This window comes from Sphingomonas sp. CBMAI 2297, from assembly GCF_029870595.1.
Classification (GTDB): Bacteria; Pseudomonadota; Alphaproteobacteria; order Sphingomonadales; family Sphingomonadaceae; genus Sphingomonas.
On the sequence record NZ_JAPDIR010000005.1, the window covers coordinates 139,657 to 162,030 of the forward strand.

Consider the following 22,374-nt stretch of genomic DNA (forward strand, 5'->3'; position numbering starts at 1 on the left):
GGCGCACTAACTCATGCTTCCCGATTGACGCCTTGGAAAGTCTCGGCAAGTTGGTGCCGGAGGGGTTCAATGGCCGGCGGAATCAGTGCATCGACGGTCAAGTCGTGGTTCCAGTATCGCTGTGAACGCAAGACACGGTACGACATCATGGAGCCGGCCGAGCAGTCGGCAATCCCGCTCCTGTCCGATCAGCGGGAACAACTCTGGGCGCAGCTCGGCAACGCCTATGAGGATCGGATCGTCCTTTCGCTAGGGTCACCGGTGTTGCGGCCCTTTGCGGGCAAGAAGGTACTGACCGAAGAGCAGACGCGGGGATTCCTGACCGGCGCCAAGACCGAGCGGTATGCCTGGCAGATGAACCTGCGGCCCAAATCGGCGCCGCTGCTGCTCGCCGGTACGTCCCTTCAGGTCCGCCAGACCAAACCCGACCTGATCCGGGTCAATCGAAGCGGCGCACGGCCGGTGTTCAGCGTCATCGACATCAAGGCGACCCGCAAGGCTACCGCCTTTCACAAGACCCAGGTCGCCTTCTATGTCCGGTTGCTTGAGCTCGCGCTCAAGGAACTCGGCGTGGACGCCGAGATCGACGATCATGGCGAGGTGTGGCGCATCCCGGACAATGGCACCGCCGAGGGCGCCGACTATCAGACCGAGAGGTTCCTGCTCGCGCCCTATCTGCGCATGGTCGACAAATTCTGCCGCGAGCAGATCGGTGCGATCGCCTCGGTCCCCGTCGAGCCGGGCTGGGGCGGCGACAAGACCTTCTTCCATGTCTATTTCAAATGCGAGCAGTGCAACTATCTGCCGCATTGCGAGCGATCGATCGCGGCCGACCTGCCGCCCGAGCGGCGCGACGTGTCCGCGGTCGCGGGTGTATCGCACGAGGCGAAACGCGCTCTTCACGCAAATGGCGTTCGAACCGTCGCCGCACTCGCCAAGGCCGAAGGCATCGGCCAGCGCGATGGGGTTGGCTGGACGCTTCAGCGCCGAGCGGATCAGCTTCGCTTAAGGGCACGCGCACTGGTCGAAGCGCGCCCCTTGCGGTCCCGCGAAGAGCATAGCTTCCTTATGCCGCCTCGCGTGGACATCGCGATCCACCTCGTCGTCGATCACGATCCCGTGGACGACATGCTAACCTCGATTGGCCTCTTGGTCCGCAAAGGAGGTGTCGATCAGCCAGTGATCGAGGTTATCGAACGCGCCGATCGCGCCGGTGAGGCCGACGCGATGTGCCGGATATTCACCTTGCTGCTCGACGAACTCGGCGCGATCGATGCGCTCAATCGCGCCGCCCTGGACAGCGGCGCTCCGACATCGACCACGCACATCTTCTTCTATGAACCCGCCGAAGCGCAAAATCTGCAGCGGGCGATCGGGCGCCACCTAGACGATCCGCGTATCCGCGCCGGGCTCCTTCACATCGTCCGGATCTTCCCACCGGAAGATGTGGTGCCTGAGCCTGAGTTTCGCGGCGCGCACCATTTGCCCGCGACTGCCGTCCGCAATGTCGTCGAGCAACTCTACGCGCTTCCGGTTACGGTGTCCTACGACCTCCGCCAGGTATCGGCGGCTCTGGCCGATGCCGCGCTGATCGCAACGCCCTATCAGCCCGAGGCGGCCTTTGCCCGACCATTCTCCTCGCTGCTCTCGATCGAAGTGATCCGCGGTCTGCGCGAGGGGCGAGCAGACAGCCCGGACGCAATCGCGGTTGGCCGCGACGTTGCCGCACGGCTCGCGGCGCTATCGTCGATCGTTGACTGGCTGTTCGCGGCCGATGCAGCCGAGCGAGGAGCCGGAGCGAGTGGTCTGCAGCGCTTGAATAAGAAGCCCTTCATCTTCCATGCGAGCTTCGATCCGCTCGACGTCGTCGACCTCGATGTCTTGCGGGCAATGGAAGTCCTGGAAAGCCGAGCAGGACTGCTCGACGCGCTGATCGGGCTCGCGCAGCCGGCCTCGCAACGGCGTGACGCCGGACGGTGTATTGCGGGCATGAAGATGACTGCGAACAAGCGTCATGGGGGCCGGCAACGCATGACCTTCTATGTGCCGCCCGAGAGCCTGATGAGCGATATCACCGCCGGGGATCTCGGCTTGATACTCACCGACGATGATCCCGACATGCGCCTTGATCCCACCGCATGGGGCGATTGCGCGATTAATCTCTGGCGGCGTCGGCCGGATCGCCCCGAGCGCTTCCTGACGCTCGACATGTCTGCCGCGGCCTTCGACGGCCCGGTGTTTCAGCAAATGTTCAATCGCTCTGCCGATAAGTCGGTCTGGCATATTGATCGCAGCTTCACCGACATTAACGGCCCGCGCGCGGCTGCCTATATCGGCGCGCTGATCGGATCGACCCAGCCATGAGTGCAAGCGACGACGTTTTGGAGTTCCTACGGGACCTCCCGGCATTCGCGCGCGGCGCGGACGCGCCTGAGGTCTGGCTGGCGGCGCTCGAACAATTTGCCGAACCGATGTTGGCCGCGGCCGGAGACTTTCCACTGCGCGACGCCCAGGTCTCGGCATGGCGCGGACTCGCCAGCGAGCGCGCAGGCCTGATCCTCGGCCCGCCCGGAACCGGCAAGACGCATCTGCTGGCCTGGCTGATCCTTGGCTATGTGCTCGCGTGCCGGGCAGCCGGGAGGCCGTGTCGGGTGCTGGTCAGCGCCTTCACCCGCGCCGCGATTGGCAATCTGCTCGACAGCGTTGCCAAGCGCGTCTTGGCCCACGGTGTCGAACTCCCGCTCGTCTATATTGGGTCTGCGCCACCTGACGGCCTGGCTGGCGGTATTCTCCACATCGAGCGGACCGGGACAACTGGTCTGAAGGATGCGGTCGATCAGATCGCGGCGCCACATCTGGTGGTCGGCGCATCGGTCTGGACCATCTACAAGCTCCTCCAGAGTGGACGGCTTTCCGGCGCAAACGGAATGTTCGCGCCCGCCTTCGATCTCATCTGCATCGACGAAGCATCGCAAATGCCCCTCGGGCACGGCTTGATCACGCTTGGTGCGCTGGCGCCCGCGGGGCGGGTGGTGGTCGCTGGAGACAACAAGCAATTGCCGCCGATCCGCGTCTCGCGTGCAGTCGAGATCGAAGGGCGTAACCTCGGTGGATCGCTCTATGAATATCTCAAATCCGCTGCAGCGCGCGAGTTCGCGCTCGAAGAGACCTTTCGCCTCAACGCTCCGCTCACGCGTTTTCCCGAGGCCAATTTCTATCAGGGCAAGTTTCGCTCGACGGACGAGACCAAGGCCCGTCGTCTGCCGCTCGCGGAAGGTTGGGCATCAAACCTGAGCGAGTGGGAGCGCGTCGTCCTAGATCCCGACTGGCCCATCTGCGTCCTGGTGCATGAGGGGCCGAGCGCGGCGACACGGAGCCCGTTCGAAGCCGGCATCGTGTCGCGGCTGACGAAAGTGCTCCGCGCATCGATCCTCGGCGAATCAGGGACGGCGCCCTGTGACGCGCGGGAGTTCTGGCGCGAGCGTATGGCGGTGGTCAGTCCGCACCGTGCGCACAATCAGGAGATTGCAGCGCTCCTCGCGAACGATGGAGAAGTCCCGTTCGTTGAAACCGTCGATCGCATCCAGGGCAAGGAACGTGACTGCATCATCCTTTCCTACTGTGTCGCCGATCCAGAGTTCGCGCTGGCAGAAGCGGCCTTCATCTTCAGCCCAGAGCGGCTCAATGTCGCCACGACCCGTGCCCGCAGCAAACTGATCGTGCTGATCAGCCGCAAGCTCCTCGAAGCGACGCCGGCTGACCAAGAGACTCTTGATCAGGTAGAACTGATGCGCGAGTTCGTCGCCTCCTGCGCGCCTAAGGGCAAAATTGCCGTCCAGGACGCCGCGGGACGGACGGTCGGCATCGAAGTGATGGTCCGCGGATTCGACGAGACGCCGGTCCTTGCCGACCTGAAACCCGAACCCACCGCCACGCCGGTGGCCGCGATGACTTCCGCGCTTCAGGCGGTCTACGATGCCGTTGATCAACTGAGCCTGGGGAGCAGCTACAACAACGTCCCGCTCGGTCGCCTCCGGCAATATCTCGCGCGGGACGAACGCTCGGTGTTGACCGATCTTGTCTCGCTGCACCATCTAGGCTGGATCTCCCTCCAGCAACGCTCGGGTAATAACGGCCCCTGGTGGGCGGCCCAACCCTTCCCGCAGCCCCGCCGCGTGTTCACCCACGAGGATCCGGACTTCGCGCTACGGGTCGAAGAAGCGATCATCGGCGCGCGCAGCGGTCGCAAGGCGCCATATTACGACCGGGTCCGGGAACGCTTCGCCTGGATGACGAAGCAGGGAGACGACCAGCTTTTCCGCCACCTTCAGGATCTGGCGCAAACCGGTTTCATTCGTCTCCTCAGCGAGGGCGGGGGCATCCGGGTTGAGTTGGCCGAACGCCGCCGGCAAGCGGAAGCGCCTGACAGCGCTTCCCTTCCCGAACTTGGCGATGACGACTTCGTCGTCCTGAACGCGCTTGAGGCGATCGAAGCGGACCAGATCAATTTCGGCATTTTCGAGAGTTGGATCTCTCCGCAGCGGCTAGCAGATATACTCGAGCGGCCGCGCTCGGCAGTCGGCCTGTCGGTGGGACGGCTCGTGGCGCATGGTTATGCGATGCTCGCAGAGGACCAGCGACTGCGCAGTCGCATGGGCGAACTCGCTCGCGAACTGCGCTATGTGAAACAGCGCTTCCGTCCCGACGACGCCAGTGCCCGGCCGTATCTGGTGCGCAGCCTGAAGGTCGAGTTGCGCGACCGCAACAAACCGAACCGCGACGTAAAGCTAGCAGGCGTATTGGACGGCCTCCGCACTCGCTTCGCCGCAAAGCCGGAGGTTCTACGCGCGCTCGATGGCGTCGCTGCGATGCTGGCAGGACAATGGGGTGACGATCCGGAGATCGCAGGCTTTCAGCGACGCGCTTTCGACGAGATACTCACTGCCTGGCATGCTGATGGCGGGCCGCAGATCGTGATTTCGGCCGATACTGGTTCGGGCAAGACCGAAGCCGCTTGCTTACCGATGATCACCGCCGCGGCGGCAGACCGGCTGGCGGGAATACAGGGCACGCGCGCGGTCATCGCCTACCCGCGCGTGCGGCTCGCTGCGAACCAGGCACAGCGGCTCACCAAGTATCTGGCGGCCCTCAGCGCGATCGATGGGATGCCGTTGCTTACGATCGGGCTACAGGTCGCGGCCGTGCCGCGCCGGTTCGATCGCCTCCACGCCGACGATGTCGCGCGAGGTTGGCGGACCGCCGCGCCGGGCAAGTTGGATTTCCCCTTCTTCGGCTGTCCGGAATGTGAATCCCCGCTGCTCCTCGACATTGCCGCCGGCGAAGAAGGCGCGGATCGGCTCGACTGTCTCGGCTGCGGTTGGCGCTTCAACGGATGGGTCGGTTCCAAGGCCGGGTTGATGCAGACGCCGCCCGCCTTCTTCCTGCCGACGACAGACTCGCTCCACCAATGGATGCACAATCCCGACTACGGTCGCATCTTCGGGGATAGGCCCGGGTTCGCTGCCCCACGCGCTGTGCTAGCCGACGAAATTCATCTTTTCTCACACATTCACGGAGCCCAAGTCGGGCATGCGCTCCGCCGCCTTATCCACCGGGCGAAGGTTAATGCGGGCGGAGTAGTGCCGCTCGCAATTGGCATGAGCGCGACGCTCGGCGACCCCGCGATGGCCTGGGGCCGGTTGATCGGACGCGATGCCGTGACTGCGATCCGGCCCTATCCGACGGAAAGCGACACGAATCCGCGCGGCCGCGAATATTTCTTCTTCATCCAGCCGGAGATCGAGTCGCGCGGAAGCGACATCGCGGGCGCATCGACAACGATCCAGTCCGTGATGTGCTTGGCGCACGGTATGCGGCGCCGCACTGGCAAAGCGGGTGGCTACCGCTCGCTCGTCTTCCTCGATTCGATCGACAAGCTCCGACGCATGCACAGCGCTTTTGTCGATGCCGAAGAAGAGCAGAATCTGTTTGCACTTCGAACCGAACGCTATCCCGATGACCCGGTCACCGGGACCCCGAGGCGCGAATGCTGCGGCCAACCCCATGGCTGCGATCGGTTCGAAGATGGCGAATGCTGGTTCTTTGCCGCGACCGACAAATTTCAGGTCACCACCCACGGCGCGCTCCAACCAGGCTCTCCGCTGCAGGTGGCGAACCAACCGATTTCCTCCGCGACCGAAGGCAAGGTGGACGCGCTGATCAAGTCGAGCGACATCCTGTTCGCGACCTCATCGCTCGAAGTCGGGTTCGACGACCCCGACATGACGATGGTCTTTCAGCACTACGCCCCTCAGAACCTCGCCAGCTTCATCCAGCGCAAGGGGCGTGGCGGTCGAGGGATCGACGATCGCCCCATGACCGGCATCACATTGTCCCTCTATTCGCCCCGCGACAGCTGGTGGTTTGCTCATCCGCACGAGATGATCGAGCCTGCCGGCTTCGATGTGCCGATCAACCCGGAAAACCATTTCGTCGTACGCGGTCAGGTGCTCGCAGCGATGTTGGACGGCCTCGCCGCCTATGTGTCTCGCACCGGCGCGCCCGCGCTCGATTTCCGGGGTAAGCCAACGCAACCGGCTTGGGCGAGCGCCGAAGCTTCTGTGATGGACTTGTTTGGAGCGGATATCGCCGAGCGGCTCGACTTGGGCTCGCTGGCCGAGCTTTGGGAGAAGGCTGGCGCAAATCGGGCCGGCGCTGATCTCGACGAGCGCCGTCGCATCCCTGACCTGCGGGCGGCCCTGGATTGGGTGCCGCAGCTTTTGTTCGACACGATCAATTTGCCTGAACTTCATGTGCGAACCGGGAGTGCAAGCGAGGGCAAGCGCGAAGACATTATGCTGGGCCTCGCTGCCACGGCGCCAGGCAATGTCACACGCCGTTTTCACCCCACCGAAGCCTATTGGCTGCCGCCAGCCAATGGACGCGCGCCGTGGCTCGACACCAATGATTTTGCCGCCGCCGAACGTTGGCCCTATCAGGCGGGAGCGGAGGCGCTGCGTGCCGAACTTCCGATCGAGGGGCGCGAGCGGGTCGGTGATCGGCTCCTTCCGGAATTTGCCCGCCCGCGACAGATCAGTCTGGAAAAGCTCGGCTTCTTGGTGGGCGCCGATTGGCAGACGCGCTGGATCTGCGAGGTGACCGGTGAAGGGCCGGTCATTCGCCACTCGGAGGATCAGCAACTTCGCCCCCGCCGGATCTCGCACGAATCCCGCGGCGAGTTGCGCGGCTTCCCGATCGTCGCGGCAAAACCCGACAAGGGGCGGACGCTCGACTTAGCCGGGGCTGAGACCTGGCTGAAGAACCTCTCCACCTATGTCGGCGACGGCATGGGCCGTGCTAATTCGGGCCTCGCGGTCTTGAGACTATATTGGGGCGCCGATAGCGAGATCCGCGTCGAGGATCGCCGCGAAGATCCTGTGGTGTTCAGCCAGACCTTCACTGCGCCGGGGACTGACGACACGCTTCTTCACGGTTTCCACGTCTCGACCGAAGGCGTCCAATTCCGCCTCGACAGTGCGCGCCTGGATGCGTTCGTGGCGAACGAGCGGACGCGCCTCGCAAGCGCCCCGGCGGACCGGCGTTGGTTCATGAACCAATGGATGCGCCACTTGGTCGAGGCGCGGGCGCGGGCGATCGGTATGAATGGCTATGAGGCACAGCGCGGCGCCGAACTCTTCGCCGCGGCGGCCGGCGAGCCCGCGCTACGCAAGCGTCTCAATGGACTTTTGTCCTATTGGGACGCGGACGATCTCGCCGCCTTGTTCGAAGATACGCGGGCGACACTGCTCAGCCAGCATCCGCTGCTCAGCGTCCGGCGCGTCGAACGAGTGGCGGCAGCACTTGGCAGCTTTGCCTTCAGGGACATGTTCAAGGCCGTCCTTGCTGAAATGAAGGACGAGCAAGCCTTTGCAGGCTATCTGCGCACGTTGGTCCTACACAGCATCGCCCAACGCCTCAAACTCGGTTTCCTTCTGACCGGAGGCGGCGACGACCGGCGCATCGTCGCGCACGTCAAACTCCCCGTACAATTCGGCACGGACATTCCGGCGGAAAGCGCGGACGTGATCACGATCGCCGAACTTGGCGAATTGGGTGATGGAACGACCCGCGCGTTCGAAGCTAACCTAGCCAACTTCGCGCAGCTTCTGAGCGAAGGCTTCCTCACCCGATGCCCGGCCGCCGAAGACGACGCGCTCGCCGCTCGCTTCTTTGCTTCGCCCGACGAACACGTATCCTGGCGCGCCAAGGATCCGATGCGCCCCGATCACCTCGCCGAGATCGCTCATGCGCTCGGTCGCTCTGACGGGGTGCTGCCTGCCCCGATGATCCGGATCCTGTTTGGCCATGAAGAAATCGGCGCGAGCCAGTTCGCGCTTTACGATCTCGCCACCGAAATCGAACAGGTTGTCGCCGGTCTGTCTATGCGCGGCGGTCGGGAGCCGACCGCTTGGGAAGTGACAAGCGCTGCAGTCGCACAGGCAGAAGCAGGCGCAGGCGAACTCGGGCGCTTGCTCGACGCCTATCGCGGCGTGGATCACGCAAATCTTGATGACAGCCTGAGTCCCGAGATGCGGTTGGCGGACCAGGTTTACAGGCTCGCGGCACGCCAATGCGTCGATGGATGCCGCGCCTGCCTGCACCTGGAGAGCGACCTGATGACTGAATCACTTATGGCGAGTTCAGTTAGCCGGCGCTTGCTCGCGCGCTTCCTTGAGAAACCGGAGGCCTAGTCGATCGGCTGAACGGTGAACTGATCGAGGGCTGCCTGCTCGCCCAACCAGACGAGTACCTTGGGCGTAACCAGCGATAGCTTGATACTTCCCTTGGACACGAACCCGGTCAGGAACGCATCCACCTCGGGATCGCTCGCAAGCTTTGTGAGATCGTTGGTCAGTGCCTCGCGCGCCTCCTGCAGCGCCTTGAGCTTGTCCGGCAGCGATACTCCCGCGCTCGCCAGCCCCGAACTCATGAGCCACAACTGGCCAATCGCGTTCGCCACTTCGTCACGCCCAAGACGCCGCAACAGCTTCTCAAGCGCACTGAGCGGCAGGACATGGTCGCGCGTGTAAAGCTCGGTGAGCGCCAGCACCGAGCGGTGGAGCGAAGAAACGGCGGGTTCGAGCCTTCTCACATCGCGCACGACCGCCTCGAGATGCTCGGGCTCGCTCGCTGCCTCCATCGTCTCGCCAAGGTCGAGAACGGTTTCGGTCGCTTCTTTGATTTCCGCCGCGCGCTGGATCAGATAGCCGGGCAGCAGCGCATAGCTCTCGCCCAGTGCTTTTAGCCGTTCGATCCGCTGGGGCACGTCGGCGCTGGCGGTGACCGCCAGACTCAGCGCCTTGCCGAGATGTTGCTGACTGACGGCACCTTGGAGATAGGGCAACGCCGCCTCCAGACGCTCCAAGGGGTCGATGGTCCCGGTCATGACGCCCTCGCCGCTTTGAGATGCGTTGTTATCTCGTTCGCGGCAGCGATCAGGGCCGCACCTTGAGCATGAATCCCTTCGAGCCCTGCCACCGGCCCCGATTGCTCGACCGTCGCGCCCGCTGCCTCGGCAAGCAGACTGACGACCGCTTCACCAGCTGTGAAGGCAAAGAAGACTGTTTCGAGAAGCGCTGCCTGTGCCGTGACCAGCGACGCAAGAGTCTTTGCGGGCGATGCGGCTTCATCACCAAAATCTTCCGGGAATGCATCCTCCTCTTCTGTCGCCCCGAACGCACTGAGGGTCCTTTGGAGATCGCGGGCTCCGTCGGTCAGTGTCCCTTGGACGCCTTCATAGGCGGTCTTCCACTCGCGAACCCTGTCCGACGCCACGCCGGGCAGCGCCTTGCTCGCCGAAACCACGGCTTGGTCGACCCGCTCGCCGTGCGCGCGGAGCGAACGGCCACGAAGCAGGCTAAGGAGCCGGTCAGACCGGTCGGCCAACCGCCGCTGCTCGTCGTTCATCATCACCGGCAGCACTTCATGCGCATTTACGAGTTGCTCAGCGGCAGTCTCGATGATCTTTCGCGCTTCGGTATGCGTCAGCACTTTGGCGGGTATGTCGCTGAACTTGAGCGTGCGGATCAGCACCACCACAGCACCAGCCGCCACGCCCGAGGCGAGCCCGAACTCCTTGGAATCGCCTTGCGGCAAACTCAAACTCTCGCGCAGCAACGTGCGCAGCCCGGCATGTTGTTGCGCAGTCGCGCTCAGCAGAGTCTGCCACTTGGTCGTGCGCGAAGCTGGGGCGCTCTCAGCGATACCTTCGTCCTGCAACAGCACTCGCCATTGTTCGGCGGGGCTTGCTGTGGGTAGAACTGCGCCGCGCAACCAGGCGCGAACGAGCAGAATCTGGGCAGCGGCGACGGCGGGCCTCCACGGCGAGCCCCGTTTCGTCTCGCCGAGCACCTTGTCGATGTAGTCGCAGATGTGTCGCTTCAGATGCCGCAGCATCCTAGCCAGCCGTGCTTGACGGAACTCGATTTCGTCCGCGGTCGCGGTCGCATTGCCCTCGATCTCGGCATAGGCCTCGAGTCCGTCTTGAAGCCAGGCCTCAACGGGAAGAAGTAAGAGGTCGCGGCGCGCTGCCGCCGTTCCTTCGATCTTGAGCGTGGTGGCTTGGATCAACCTGCTCCAGATCCAGCCGTCATAGCCTGAGGTGCGTGGGTCTATCTGATCGGCAATTCGGAAAAGGGCGTCGTTCCACTCATTCGGATTCTGCAGCTTCCCGCCGTCCTTGCGCCACTGCTGGATGTTTGCCGGGTCGAGACGAAGCTTGGCCTGGCGTGTCGGCGTTGAGAGTGCCGATTTTGCACTTGCAGGCGGCGCCGGCGTCGGCGTCGCGGTTGTTGGCTCGGGAAGCGGTTGCGCTACGATCGGTTCAGGCTCGCGGGCATCGAGAGGTATCGATGACGCTGGCGCAGGTGGAGGCGGCGGCGGGGCCAGCTCCGGCTGGATCGCCGGCGCTTCGACAGGCACGACCACAGCGTCGCCCGGTTCGCCGCCTAACCACGGTAGCCGGAATGCTTCGAACACGGCTTGCGGAACGCCATGGAAAGCGAGATTGCCACCAGGCTCGAGCGTCGTCTGTAAATCCCCGGTCGCGCCCCAGAAGGTCATTGTTCGCCGGAGCCGCTCGCGTTCTGTCTCATCCTGGCTACGCGCTTGCAACAACCGGCCGAGCGCCCCCGAGGCGTAGCGCGTGCGTGGATCAAAGGCCCGTACTTCGATATTTGCGCCGGGATAGGCTCCAGCATCCAGTATCTCGGGCTGTCTGAGGCTCGGAGAAAGGATCGACTGGATCACGCCGCGCGGAGTCTTCCACGTCCGCCGCTGATCCTGCTCGTTCAGCGCGTTGAAGAAGCCATCGAGCGCCTTTGGCGTGAACGGGAAGAAGCCGATGCCGTCAATCTCACCAAAGACAGCATGGCACACCTCGACCCGCGAGCAGTCGAGACAGGGATTGGGCGGCGGGCGATCGGGCGCGATGCGTTGTGCTTCGCGCCACACCTTGAGGCTTTCCGGACCGGCGCGCGTCGCTGCGAGATAGCGGCTCACGAACCGCTGGCGATCCACAGAATCGCGCATCATCGCGACATCCTGGATGCCGTGCTCGCCTTCACCCAGGCTGATCTTGTGGGTGATGCGGTCCTGATAGTTGGTCCGCAGCGTGGTGTCATAATAATCGGGCGTGAGGCCCACCACCGAGACGAGGTCGCACTGATCGCGCGTATCTTCATTGTCGCTGCGCGTGTCGGCGTTGGTCGTCAGCACATCGATCAGGCTGTCGTCCAGACCTTCCCAACTGGTGATGTCCTCGAGCAGCAGCACAAGCCGCTCGCCGCGGGCGCGCAAGGCCCGGCGGACCTCGCGGAAAAGCTTCTTTAGACTGTCGGAGGTGACGCCGACCACATGCTGGATAGCATCATTCTTCCGACGATTGAGCGCATCGGCGAAGGCGACATGCTGCGGGATTTTCGAGCCCAGTTCACGAACCACCCGATCCGCATCCCAGCCCGCTTCGCGCGCTTCCTCGATATCGACTGATTCGCCAATGAGCGCGGCCCGCAGGCTCAACGTCTTCGAGGATTTCAGATCGTCGCGATTGACCAGTTCGATCAGGTCGTAAACATCGAACACATTGAACCGCGCGGACTCGGAATTACGCTCGCCGTCCTTACCCGAGATCAACCGCAGAATGCGACGGGGTGCACCCCATTGCTCCTCGACATTGTCGGGGCGGAGCATTTGTGCCGGGTGCCAACGCTCGCACCAGTCCTGATCGACCAGCGGCCGTTCATAATGGTCCGGCTTTAGCGCTTGCAGCAGGTTCGAGTGAAATGTCCGGACGCGACCTGCCTCGGCAACCTTCTGCTTCGTTCCCAGCCCGTCGAACAACTCCCTGAACTCGCTCGGCAACCGTTCGCGCAATTGCGCGAGCGCGCCCTCGAGGCTGCCGTCCGAGCGTTGCAGCAGCAGCGGCCGATCCGTCTTATTGTCCGGCCAGTTGACATAGAGCCAGCGGATCAAGTGCGATTTGCCCGAACCTGGTTCGCCTTCGACCACGCAGAAGGCGTGGTGAACACCGGGCGGCGTGAGCGCCTCCAGCACACCGCGTTCGTCGAGGGTTCGAATCTCGTCCGCGCGCGCTCCACTGACCGAAAAGCCTCGGATCGGTGAATGGGTAGCAAGAAAGACCGCCTCATTACCCTCGAGCGCTTCGACACGGAACACCGTGCCCGCCGACTCCGCGCTCCAGCACGCGCTGCCAGGCATGACCTCAAGCATCGAGGGCGCTCCCGTTGAGGATCACGGCGTTAAAGGCATGAATGTCGGCGAACGTATCGCTCGCCAACTTCGCCACCACCTGCGCATCGCCGCGCGGAGCGACGAGACGGATAACGCCGTCTTCGTGCAAGTCACGCAGCGCAGCACTCAGAAGCCGGGAAATCGAGGTGCCCGGAACGTGCCCCATTCGCTTTGCGGCCGCCAAAAACAGCGTGCCCTTGTCCAAATACGGCAAGGTTGACGCGACCCAGGCAAGCATGGCGTCCGGGACGATCGCTTCGTCGCGCGGCAGGTCGCTAGCCCGGAGCGCACGATGCAGGCGGTCGGTCACCGAGAGCAACGTCGTTCTGGGCGCGATCGACTGGTTGAGGCCGACAAACTCCACCCACCGCATCCAGGTGGCGTGCCGGGAGGTATTGTAACGCTGATCGGCGGTTTCAATCGCACGCGGTTTGAGCGATCGCGTGAACAGATCCGCGATCTGCGCGGCGGTCCGGTCGCTCAGCCATTGCCGGTTCGCGCGAAGCTCGGTCTCGACCACCGCGCAGGCGAATGCGTCGAGAATATCAGCATCCGACGACTGATCGGCCTGCGCTAGAAGCAGACTGTGCACCAGGTCAGCAAAACCGCTAATGTCCACGGGCAGCGACGGCACGGCCAACTCAACCGTATCTCTGCTGGTCTCGATGAGACCAAGCCCCGAGGCGGCCTGGAGCGCTTGGTTGACGAGGCCTCGGTCGTTCCGGTCTCGGGTGGCGTCGGTTAACCCGTCCCAGCGCGGCTTGAGCCATTGCTCGAGTTCGGACCGGGCAATCGTTCCGCCATGGGCGTCGACCACGGTCACGATCGCCCAGAGTCTCTCGGGTGTCCCCTGCGTTGCTGCCAGTAAGGCCACTAGTGAAGGCTCCCCTCAACGCGGTCTCGTGTCAGAGCCGAGAGCACAGCGATATCATAAGGCGCTGCGCGCGATGCGATCTGCGCCAGCGGCCGCCCTTCGAAGGTGAGGCCACGCGACCCTATAATGACCAGCGTTTGCGTGGGGAAACGGTTGATGAAAGCGCGACCGCGCTGCCACAGGCCCACGCCCATTTCATCATCCCGCGGCAGGAAAAGCGCTGTTGGCATATCCAGGGCCTCTAGCGCCGCATAACCGAACCATTCGTGATGCTCCGTCACCAGTCCGAGGCCCGAACCCTGGGCAAGTCTCTCCGCGCATGCAGGACCTTCGCCATCCGGTACGACATATTGGACGATACCCAGCCGGTCGAGCACCCCCACCGCGGTCGGAAGTTCGGCAGTGAGATCATCGCATTCGACAAAGGTCGTCCCGATGGCGAGTTGCGCCGACGCGGCACTCGTAATCCCCCAAATGTCCTTGCCGCCACTGCAATGCATGTTGCGCGGTGGACGCTGTCCTTTACGACGACAGGGGGGACACCGCCCGCAATCTGGCGTCTCAGCAAGCGGATCGACGAGGCGATAGACCTCGGCCAGCACGCAATCGGTCGCCGAGGGTGAGGCACGCATCACCTTCAGGAAGGCGCGAAACTCGTTCAGCGCCTCCGATTGCTCGTCATCGCGCAGCAGCCCCAGACGTTCCCATAATATGTCCTGCGCAGCCTCATCCGCAAAAAGTGCGTCGTCGAGGATCTCTGCTTCCCAGAAAGTTGCGTTGGCGCCACGCTCCTGGACCTGCGTGATTTTAAGCATGCCTGCGCGCTGCATCAGGTTGAGCAAACTCATGTTCCAGCGGCGATTATAGTCGCTGCTCTCGCCCTCAAGTTTCTCGTGCATCGCATCGATATCGAACTGCGCCAGCCTTTTGGCTCCAGACCAGTCAATCGCATGTTGCCGCTCGGCAAGCGCACGCATCTTGCGCCAGCGCAGCCGCGCCTTGTCGATCGTTAGCCACGACCCTGCCGCCATCCCGGCAGCCTGGCTCTCATCGTCCCGGATCTTCTCGCCGCCTTTGAATCGGTCGCCCGCCGGCTGCCGTGTCCAGACGCTGAGCGCGATTCCTTGATGGCCATCGCGCCCCGAGCGGCCAATCTCCTGGTAGTAGCGGGCGGGGCTTTCCGGGATTCCGACATGAAGAATCGTGCGAACATCGGCCTTATCGATCCCCATTCCAAATGCCGATGTCGCCACGATCAGATCGAGCGCGTCATCTGCCCAAGCGTCGATCACCGACTGGCGAAGCCGTGTGTCGCTGAGCGCGCCCGTGAACACCGCCAACCGCGCATAACCTCGCTTCCGCAACGTCGCTGCTAGCGTCTCGGCATGTTCGACCTGGTTGGTATAAATGATCGCCGGACGCGGCGCATGATCGATCAATCGGAGGAGTAGTTCATCTCGTTCGTCGTGCGACGTGACTGAGAGCGCCGCGAGATCGAACTCGTAGCGCGGGACGCCAGCATGCACCTCGAGCCACAGTCCGCCCTGATAGGCCTGGCGCAGCACGGCACGCGCGGCAGGTCCAAGCGTTGCCGACAACAGCATGGTGCGAAGTGCGGGATTGCGCCCTCGTAATTGCCCGACAAGCGCCGGCAGCCGCTGAAAATCGGGGCGGAAAGTTCGACCCCAACTCTCGATGATATGCGCTTCATCGACGACGAAGCCGCTGAGATGCGCGTTCACGCCAGGCGCCTTTTGATCAGGTGGGGTTGCCGCGTCCAGCAACGCTTCGCGCGCCGACGTGAAAGCGGTTTCCGGGGAGAGGATCAGCACGGGGACTTCGCCACGGCGAAACGCATCGAGCAGATCACGCCGCTCGTTTGCATCCAACTGGCCCGTTAGCGCACGGCTCTTCTCGAGGCCCGGGATTTCCTTGAGCGACCGTTCATGATCGAGCGCAAGCGCCACCGTCGGGGTGATCAGGGCGATGCAGGATCGACCTTGCGATGGCCAAAGACTCGGCGCCGCTTGGAAAAGTAGACTCTTCCCCGTGCCGGTCGGCATCGACACCATGAGTGTCGCGCCTGGAGGCATCGTCGCCACAGCCCGCAATGCAGCCTTTTGCGTCTCGCAGCGATATTCCTGGTGCTGCGACAAGCGCAGCAGCATCGCGTCGGGCGGCGAGGTGCGGTACGGGCGGCGCGGCGCGCTGTCGAGCGCGAGTGCCTCGGCAAAATCCGTGGGAAGGTCTGCTGGCCTTCCATCCAGTCGGACGATATTTCCGCTCAGCGAAAGGCCGAAGCGCGCCATTATCGCGCGCTCACGATCGTTCAATGTAAGATCGACGCTGGCAAGATCGAGGACATTGTCCGAGAGCCGCACCCACTCCCGCAATAGCGCAAGTCGATCGCCGGCTGCTTGAGCAGCAGAGAAGGTCTTGGCTGCACGCGCTATGCTGCGCGCCCGCCAATTTTCCGTGCTCTCAATTCCGTTAAGGTCCCCACCCATTAGAAGTGTTTTCGACTCAAGTGATCAGGATTTCAATCTGTACCCGCAAATTGTTCGTAACCATTGCGGCGCAAATCACAGGCCGGGCAATTGTCGCAACCATAACCCCATGGATGCAGCGCGTCATGGTCCCCCTTGTAGCAAGTATGGGTTCCCGTGCGGATGAGTTCGACAAGTGCTGAACCGCCTAGTTCTTCGGCCAGGCGCCAGGTTGCCGCCTTATCGAGCCACATCAGGGGCGTGTGGAGCACCGAGCGGTTGCCCATGCCAAGGTTGAGCGTGACCTGCAGCGATTTGAGCGTGTCGTCGCGGCAGTCGGGATAGCCCGAATAGTCGGTCTCGCACATGCCGCCGACCATGTGGCGGAGCTCACGCCGGTAGGCGAGCGCTGCAGCCAGGGTGAAGAACAGTAGATTGCGTCCGGGTACGAAGGTATTGGGAAGGCCATCCTCCCGCATCTTTATCTCGGCGGTGCTGGTCAGCGCCGTCTCGCTCACCTGACCGAGGACCGACAGGTCCAGCATATGGTCCGGGCCGAGGTGATCCGCCCAGTCGGGGCGCTGAGCGATCAGCTCCCGACGGAAGCTGTCCCGACATTCCAGCTCGATGCTATGACGCTGGCCATAGTCGAAGCCGACCGTCTCGACCCGCTCGAAGCGGTCGAGTGCCCAGGCAAGGCAGGTCGCCGAATCCTGCCCCCCCGAGAATAGGACTAGCGCACCCTCGCTCATGCGGTGACCTCCTCGCCCCAATAGACACAGGTCTCGCCGCTGGAATCGCGGTGGACCGCCACCTTGTACAGATTGGCGATGTTGGGGCGCAGACGGTCCCAGATCCAGCGGCTGAGATTCTCCATCGTCGCGGGACCGAGGTCGTTGATCTCATCGAGAAAGCGGTGGTCTAGCGCGTCGCGCGCATCTTCCATCGCACGCTGGAGCAGCCCGAGATCGATGATCATGCCGGTGGCAGGATCGGGGCGTCCGCGCACCGTGACCTCAGCGCGGTAGCTATGCCCATGGATGCGGCGGCTGGATTCGGTTTCGATCGACCGTTCGAGCGTGTGTGCGGCGTCGAAGCGGAACTGTTTGCTCAGTTCGAACATCAGCGGATCCCGATCATTTTGTGCGACTGGAGCGAGAGGCGCCAGCGCGGGTTTTCGGTACAAAATGCAATCGTTGCGGCCAGATTGGCGTCAGCATCGGCGGAGTCCATCGGCTGCAGAAAAAAGTGGTGGAAATCGAGGTGCTCGAAACGTGCCGGCTCCGCGTCGGCTTGGGGATAGACGAGCTTCAACTCATCGCCATGGGTCAGCACGATCTGGTTGTCCGCCTTGGGCGATACGCAAATCCAATCGATGCCGGCGGGTGCGGCTTGCGTGCCATTGGTCTCGACGCCGATTTCGAACCCGCGGCGGTGCAATGCGGCGACGAGCGCATCATCGACCTGAAGCAACGGCTCGCCGCCGGTCAGCACGACATAGCGCCGGTCCGTGCTCGCGCCCCATTCGGCAACGATCGCTTCCGTTAGGCTTTCGGCGCTGGCGAACCGGCCGCCGCCGGTTCCGTCCATGCCGACAAAGTCCGTATCGCAGAAGCTGCACTGCGCCGTCGCGCGGTCTCGCTCCAAGCCGGACCAGAGGTTGCAGCCGGTGAAACGGCAGAAGACGGCAGCGCGGCCGGCCTGCGCGCCTTCGCCTTGCAGCGTCTTGAAGACTTCTTTGACCGCGTAGCTCATGCGCTGGCAGCCCCTGCCTGCGGGGCTTCCGAGCCTTCCCGGGCACGGCGGCGCAGGTCGGACTTCACGATCCCCACCAGATAATGTTTGAGGAGCGCCACATCGTGGTTGAGATTCTGGAGGCTGTTCCAGCGCTTGATCTCGTCGCCAAACTCCCATTCGCCTGAGGTCCAGGCGGTGCGCCCGCGAAGGCATAGGAGACCTTCTTCGAAATCGTCGATCGAGCGCGCGTCCGACCGCTGCGCGAGAACTTCCATGACGTCACCAAGCGCCTGGATGCCAGCCCCGTGCAGCAAGCGGGACGTGGCGGGCTTATGACCGTGCCAGTCCAGCGGAAACACGCGCTTCACTGCATCGAAGAAGTTCGACACGAGCCTGACGCACTTATCCTCGCCTTTTGGCATGGCGATGAGCTCGCGCATCACACCGTTGGTAAGCGACTCCATCAACACCTTTTGGATGATCGTGTCGGCGATCTTTCCGTCCGGCATCGTATGCTGCTTGATATAGCCGTGGAGTGCGGTTTTCTCGGTGTTGAGCCGTGATGTGATTGCGGCGGCGGTCGATCGCCGGGCCATGCGCGGCGGCAGGTCGTCTACCGTCGGGAGCAGCTCATAGATCAAGGACTTAGGCAGGGGCTTGGTGTTGTTGATCAACACGAACTGGCGCCTGAGCTCGGCTTCGTCACGACAGATCAGCGCCGAGACGAACACCTCGAAATCACGGTCGAGCTCCGCGAGTGCCGAAAGCCGCTGCTGGCCATCGACGACGAGACCCGGTGCGCCATCGCTCACATCGATGGTCAGCATCGCTGTGCCGCCCCGCTCGGCGACGGTGACGCCGTCGATGAAGGCGACCACGATGGCATTGGGGAGGACGGCATTCGGCTTTTCGAGATAGTCGCGGATCTCGCGGATATGCGCTGCGACCTGAGGGCGCTGGAACCCGCTGAGCTCACCTTCCGCGTTGCGGCCGATCCGGTCGATCGTCGCAAAGCGCAGAATGTCGCCGGCCTTGGCCGCGAACGTGAAGAGCTGATGCTCAACGCTCTGCCGCGCACAAACGGCGAGGTAGGTCATCGGGTCGGTCAATTGCACGCTTCAAATCCAATCGTTCGATATGGTCGTGGTAGATGGCGAGGTTGTGGATGCCCCGCCGCTTGTTCCGGTTGCTGCCGCGGAAGATGATCACCTCGACACCGGCATTCGCGCAGATCGGACACCCGCATTGCTTCCAAGGCTTTTCGGTCAGGGTCTCTCGGTAGCGCTCCGCAAGACGCGCGATCGGGACACTGTCGGCGCAGTCAGCATAGGGCTTCTCTTCGACGAGCGGCGCGCTGTACGTGACGACCGCTTGCAGGACGTCCTCGATATCGGCTCCCCCGGCATCATAGGCCCTGAGCGCCGAGAGCGCGGCACTCTCCATCGTCACCAGATCCTCAGCACGGAACTGGCCTTTCTTAACCGCGCGTTGGAGCTTGGGGTTCTCAAGCGCCTGTGGGATGCGGATCGAGGTATAGTAGCGCAGCCCACCGCCCGTGCGAGGCAGGTAATAATTCTGCTTGGCATCCTTGAACGCGCGGATGAGCGGCGAGGTCGTGTCGAAGCTCGAAATGTCATAGCCGTGGAAGCTGTCGATATCCTCCGCTTTCGCAAAGCCGAGGATATGGATGCGAGTCTCTTGCGGAATCGCATCCCGGATCGCCTCAAGGCAAAGTTTGATTTCAGGCGACTTAAGCGGGACCATGCCGCCCAGTGCAAGATAGCCATAGCCCATCGCAACAAGGCGCCGTGCCGCCTCCGCCATGCTGTCGGGCGACCACCCCTGGACGACACCCATCGGCGTGAAGCTCGCATCCATCGCCAACGTCTCGCGGCGGAATGCGTCGGCATTTTCCAGCGTGATGTCGAAGCGCGCCTTGGCATCGTCGCTGCCACCACCCATGCCCTTGGCGCTTGGGTCGAAGTCGAAGATGATATGGTCGACGGAGGCGCCGTGCGTGAAGCCGCACTCGTCATAGAATTCGGCCATCTCCACCGCGCTGTACGGGGGGCGCTCTTCTTGCACATAAGTGAAGGCGCCGCAGTCGCCGAAGATGTCCAGGTCCTTGAATTGCGGCTTGTCGAGCCGCAGGAATTTGCGGGCGCCGACGAGATGGAAGCGGCGGGCCTGGCTCGACGTATATTTTCCTTTGACCCGGTGGTCGCCGATGATGCCGCGCGAAACCAGCACGCCGTCATAGGGCGCATAACCGAGGATTTCGTGCGGATAGGCATCGTCCCAATAGGGCTGCCGCTCCGCCGGGCTACGATCCGCGATAAAGTCGAAGGCGGGATCCACATAATCGAGGCTGTCGGCGAAGATGAACTTCATGGCTTCACCCGCGCCAGCTTGCGATCGATACGGCACAGATGCTCCGCGAGCCGCTGGATATCCTGCGGGCTCGATTGCACCTGGTTCCACTTAAGACCAAGTTCGTCCCATTCTCCACTGGTCCAGCGGCAATGCGGCGCCAATCGCTCGAGCGAGGTGCGGACTTCCGCCTCGGCATCGGCGGTACTGTCCGCGCGGACCATGATCTGGTCCATCAGCACGCCCATCGCGCGTATGCCTGCCGAGTGCGTCAGCCTGCTCTGCGTCGACTTCTTGCCCCAAGCGTCGGGGAAGGCGTCGCGAACCGCGCTCCAATAGGCAAATAGCGTCCGGTACATAGCATCGGTATCGACCTCTCCCCCGCCACGATATTGGGACAGCGCTCCCATCGACGATTTGAGGTTCTGACCGATCGCAGCACGCAGCGCAGAGTCGGTTATGAGCCCCGCGTTCACCGGATCCGACTTGCGCTTGAGCATTTTGTAGAAGGGCGAGTTGGGATCCTTGGCGAGTTCGTCTGTGAGGAGACTCGGCAACCGGCGTTCCTCAAGGTCCTGTGGCAGAAGCCCTCCGACCTTGGGGAGGAGCTCGTCGATCAGGCGCGCCGAAAGCGGCCGCGCCTTGTTTACGAGGATGAACTGCTCGCGGTGCGTCGCCAGGTCTGCGCTCAGAAATCCAACGACCGGCACAACGAGCGTGTCGTTCTTGGCCTGAGCCAACGCCAGCGAGCGTTGCTGCCCATCGACGATCCAGGCGGCGCGCTTGCCTTGCGACCGGACCGGAATAGTGATGACCCCACCATCGCTGATGTCCGAACACCCCTCGACGCCGCGCCCGCGCACCGCCCGGAAAACTACGTCAGAGGAAAAAGCGAGAATGATCGCATTGGGAAACAGCACGGGACCGGAATCGAGAAACTCGACGATCGAGCGGACATGGTTCTTGATCTCTGGCCGCTGAAAGCCTTCGAGCTCCTCGTTCGAGCGGCCGACCCGGTTGATGTCGGCGATGCGAGCCACATCGGCACCGCGCAGGAAGAAAGAATAGATCTCAACGCCGTTGCCCTGGCGGGTGCGGGTGGCGCGGACCCGCAATTTCTCCACGCCCGTCATGCGACATTATTCCGCTCTTCGCGCATGTCGCGAATGAGGGCGGCAAAGCGTCCCTGCTCGCATGCGATTCCGAGTTCGTCGCGAAGCAGCCTGAGCATCCGCGTCGATCGCCCGCCCATCGCCTCCCAGTGCGCCGCGAGTATTTCGCGCAGTTCCGCATCGCTTTTTCGGATTCCCGACGTTCGTATGGGACGCGTCCAGCCCGCAAGCGCGGCTTGAACTGCCGCCGTGTGCTGGGCGACCATGTGTCCTTCCTTACCGGGCAGGACCCGGGTGGCGAAATGCCGTAGGGCTCTGGATGCGAAATTCGATCGCGTCCCTCGATAGGGGCTATCGGGACCGTCGAGCCGATCGTCATAGGGCATTTGCAGATGCGCAAGCGCTGCCGGCGCTTGTGCGCCGCAGAACAGGCGAACCCGATCAAGCACCTGCTCCGGGAGTGACAAGAGATCCGCCTCGATCATATCGAGATAGGGCCTCGGCAGCGCGATCAGGCAAGGCCCATCCGTCGCCAGGATTGCGGTTTTCAGAGACTGAGCAAATGGTGAGCGACCCTGCAGCCAGCGCCACCAATGACTTGCGTCCGGATTATCGCCGAGCTTGGCGAGAATATCATCCTCGCCGGCGAGCACCGATGCCGCATAATTGGGAACCTCGGCATCCGCCGCTATCAATCCGAGCCCGGCGGAGACGATAAGGTGGGGATAACCTGAATCCTCAGCGGCACGCCTGCTTTCGGCATGGCTTCCGCCTTGATAGAGCCTCGCCGCAAGCGTGCGTTCCTGGTCCGCGCTAATCGCGGCGATCCATTGGCTACCTACGGCCTCGATCGGACCCGCGGGGATATCGGCCGCGCTGACCTGTGCATCGCCCATCTTCTTCTTGGTACAGGCCGTGATGAGAATGGGCATGACATAAACTGCAGCATGATCGAGCAATGCTATGTCATATACTCGATCAATCC

13 protein-coding genes are annotated in these 22,374 nt (G+C 63.0%); 2 read left to right on the top strand and 11 right to left on the bottom strand.

The features are described from left to right. Positions 1-69: 69 nt before the first annotated feature. Positions 70-2,364 carry a hypothetical protein gene (locus tag OMP43_RS09245; protein WP_280279426.1) on the top strand — a complete coding sequence of 765 codons (2,295 nt, stop codon included), beginning with the start codon at positions 70-72 and terminating at the stop codon, positions 2,362-2,364. Then, entirely contained in the window at positions 2,361-8,750 is a 6,390-nt protein-coding gene (locus tag OMP43_RS09250; protein ID WP_280279427.1) for an AAA domain-containing protein, read from the top strand. The genes OMP43_RS09245 and OMP43_RS09250 overlap by 4 nt, the downstream gene beginning before the upstream one ends. On the opposite strand, the gene OMP43_RS09255 is transcribed toward OMP43_RS09250, so the two are convergent. The 11 genes from OMP43_RS09255 to OMP43_RS09305 form a co-directional block, all read right to left on the bottom strand. Beyond that, positions 8,747-9,445 carry a hypothetical protein gene (locus tag OMP43_RS09255; RefSeq protein ID WP_280279428.1) on the bottom strand — a complete coding sequence of 233 codons (699 nt, stop codon included), beginning with the start codon at positions 9,443-9,445 and terminating at the stop codon, positions 8,747-8,749. The two genes, OMP43_RS09250 and OMP43_RS09255, sit on opposite strands and share 4 nt — an antisense overlap. Further along, positions 9,442-12,789: a hypothetical protein gene (locus OMP43_RS09260; RefSeq protein WP_280279429.1), complete on the bottom strand. Its 3,348-nt coding sequence runs from the start codon at positions 12,787-12,789 to the stop codon at positions 9,442-9,444. The genes OMP43_RS09255 and OMP43_RS09260 overlap by 4 nt, the downstream gene beginning before the upstream one ends. Next, the gene (locus OMP43_RS09265) at positions 12,782-13,633 is read right to left on the bottom strand and encodes a hypothetical protein (RefSeq protein ID WP_280279430.1); all 852 of its coding nucleotides are present in this window, start codon (positions 13,631-13,633) and stop codon (positions 12,782-12,784) included. The genes OMP43_RS09260 and OMP43_RS09265 overlap by 8 nt, the downstream gene beginning before the upstream one ends. 50 nt (positions 13,634-13,683) lie before the next feature. Next, positions 13,684-16,065, bottom strand: coding sequence for a helicase-related protein (locus tag OMP43_RS09270; RefSeq protein ID WP_280279431.1), 2,382 nt, complete (start codon positions 16,063-16,065; stop codon positions 13,684-13,686). Between the two features lie 158 nt (positions 16,066-16,223). Beyond that, the gene (gene queC / locus OMP43_RS09275; RefSeq protein ID WP_280279432.1) at positions 16,224-16,922 is read right to left on the bottom strand and encodes a 7-cyano-7-deazaguanine synthase QueC; all 699 of its coding nucleotides are present in this window, start codon (positions 16,920-16,922) and stop codon (positions 16,224-16,226) included. Continuing rightward, positions 16,919-17,293 (bottom strand): 6-carboxytetrahydropterin synthase, encoded by a 375-nt coding sequence (locus OMP43_RS09280; RefSeq protein WP_280279433.1) that lies wholly within the window; start codon positions 17,291-17,293, stop codon positions 16,919-16,921. The genes queC and OMP43_RS09280 overlap by 4 nt, the downstream gene beginning before the upstream one ends. Then, positions 17,293-17,925, bottom strand: a complete 633-nt coding sequence (queE, locus tag OMP43_RS09285; protein WP_280279434.1) for a 7-carboxy-7-deazaguanine synthase — start codon at positions 17,923-17,925, stop codon at positions 17,293-17,295. Before queE ends, OMP43_RS09280 begins: the two co-directional genes overlap by 1 nt. Next, positions 17,922-19,022: a DGQHR domain-containing protein DpdB gene (gene dbpB / locus OMP43_RS09290; protein WP_280279435.1), complete on the bottom strand. Its 1,101-nt coding sequence runs from the start codon at positions 19,020-19,022 to the stop codon at positions 17,922-17,924. The genes queE and dbpB (OMP43_RS09290) overlap by 4 nt, the downstream gene beginning before the upstream one ends. Beyond that, a complete protein-coding gene (gene dpdA / locus OMP43_RS09295; RefSeq protein WP_280279436.1) occupies positions 18,967-20,298 on the bottom strand; it encodes a tRNA-guanine transglycosylase DpdA in 1,332 nt (443 codons plus the stop codon). Before dpdA ends, dbpB (OMP43_RS09290) begins: the two co-directional genes overlap by 56 nt. After that, on the bottom strand, positions 20,295-21,410 hold the full coding sequence (gene dbpB / locus OMP43_RS09300; protein WP_280279437.1) for a DGQHR domain-containing protein DpdB: 1,116 nt from the start codon (positions 21,408-21,410) through the stop codon (positions 20,295-20,297). The genes dpdA and dbpB (OMP43_RS09300) overlap by 4 nt, the downstream gene beginning before the upstream one ends. Continuing rightward, on the bottom strand, positions 21,407-22,321 hold the full coding sequence (locus OMP43_RS09305; RefSeq protein WP_280279438.1) for a hypothetical protein: 915 nt from the start codon (positions 22,319-22,321) through the stop codon (positions 21,407-21,409). Before OMP43_RS09305 ends, dbpB (OMP43_RS09300) begins: the two co-directional genes overlap by 4 nt. Between the last annotated feature and the right edge of the window lie 53 nt (positions 22,322-22,374).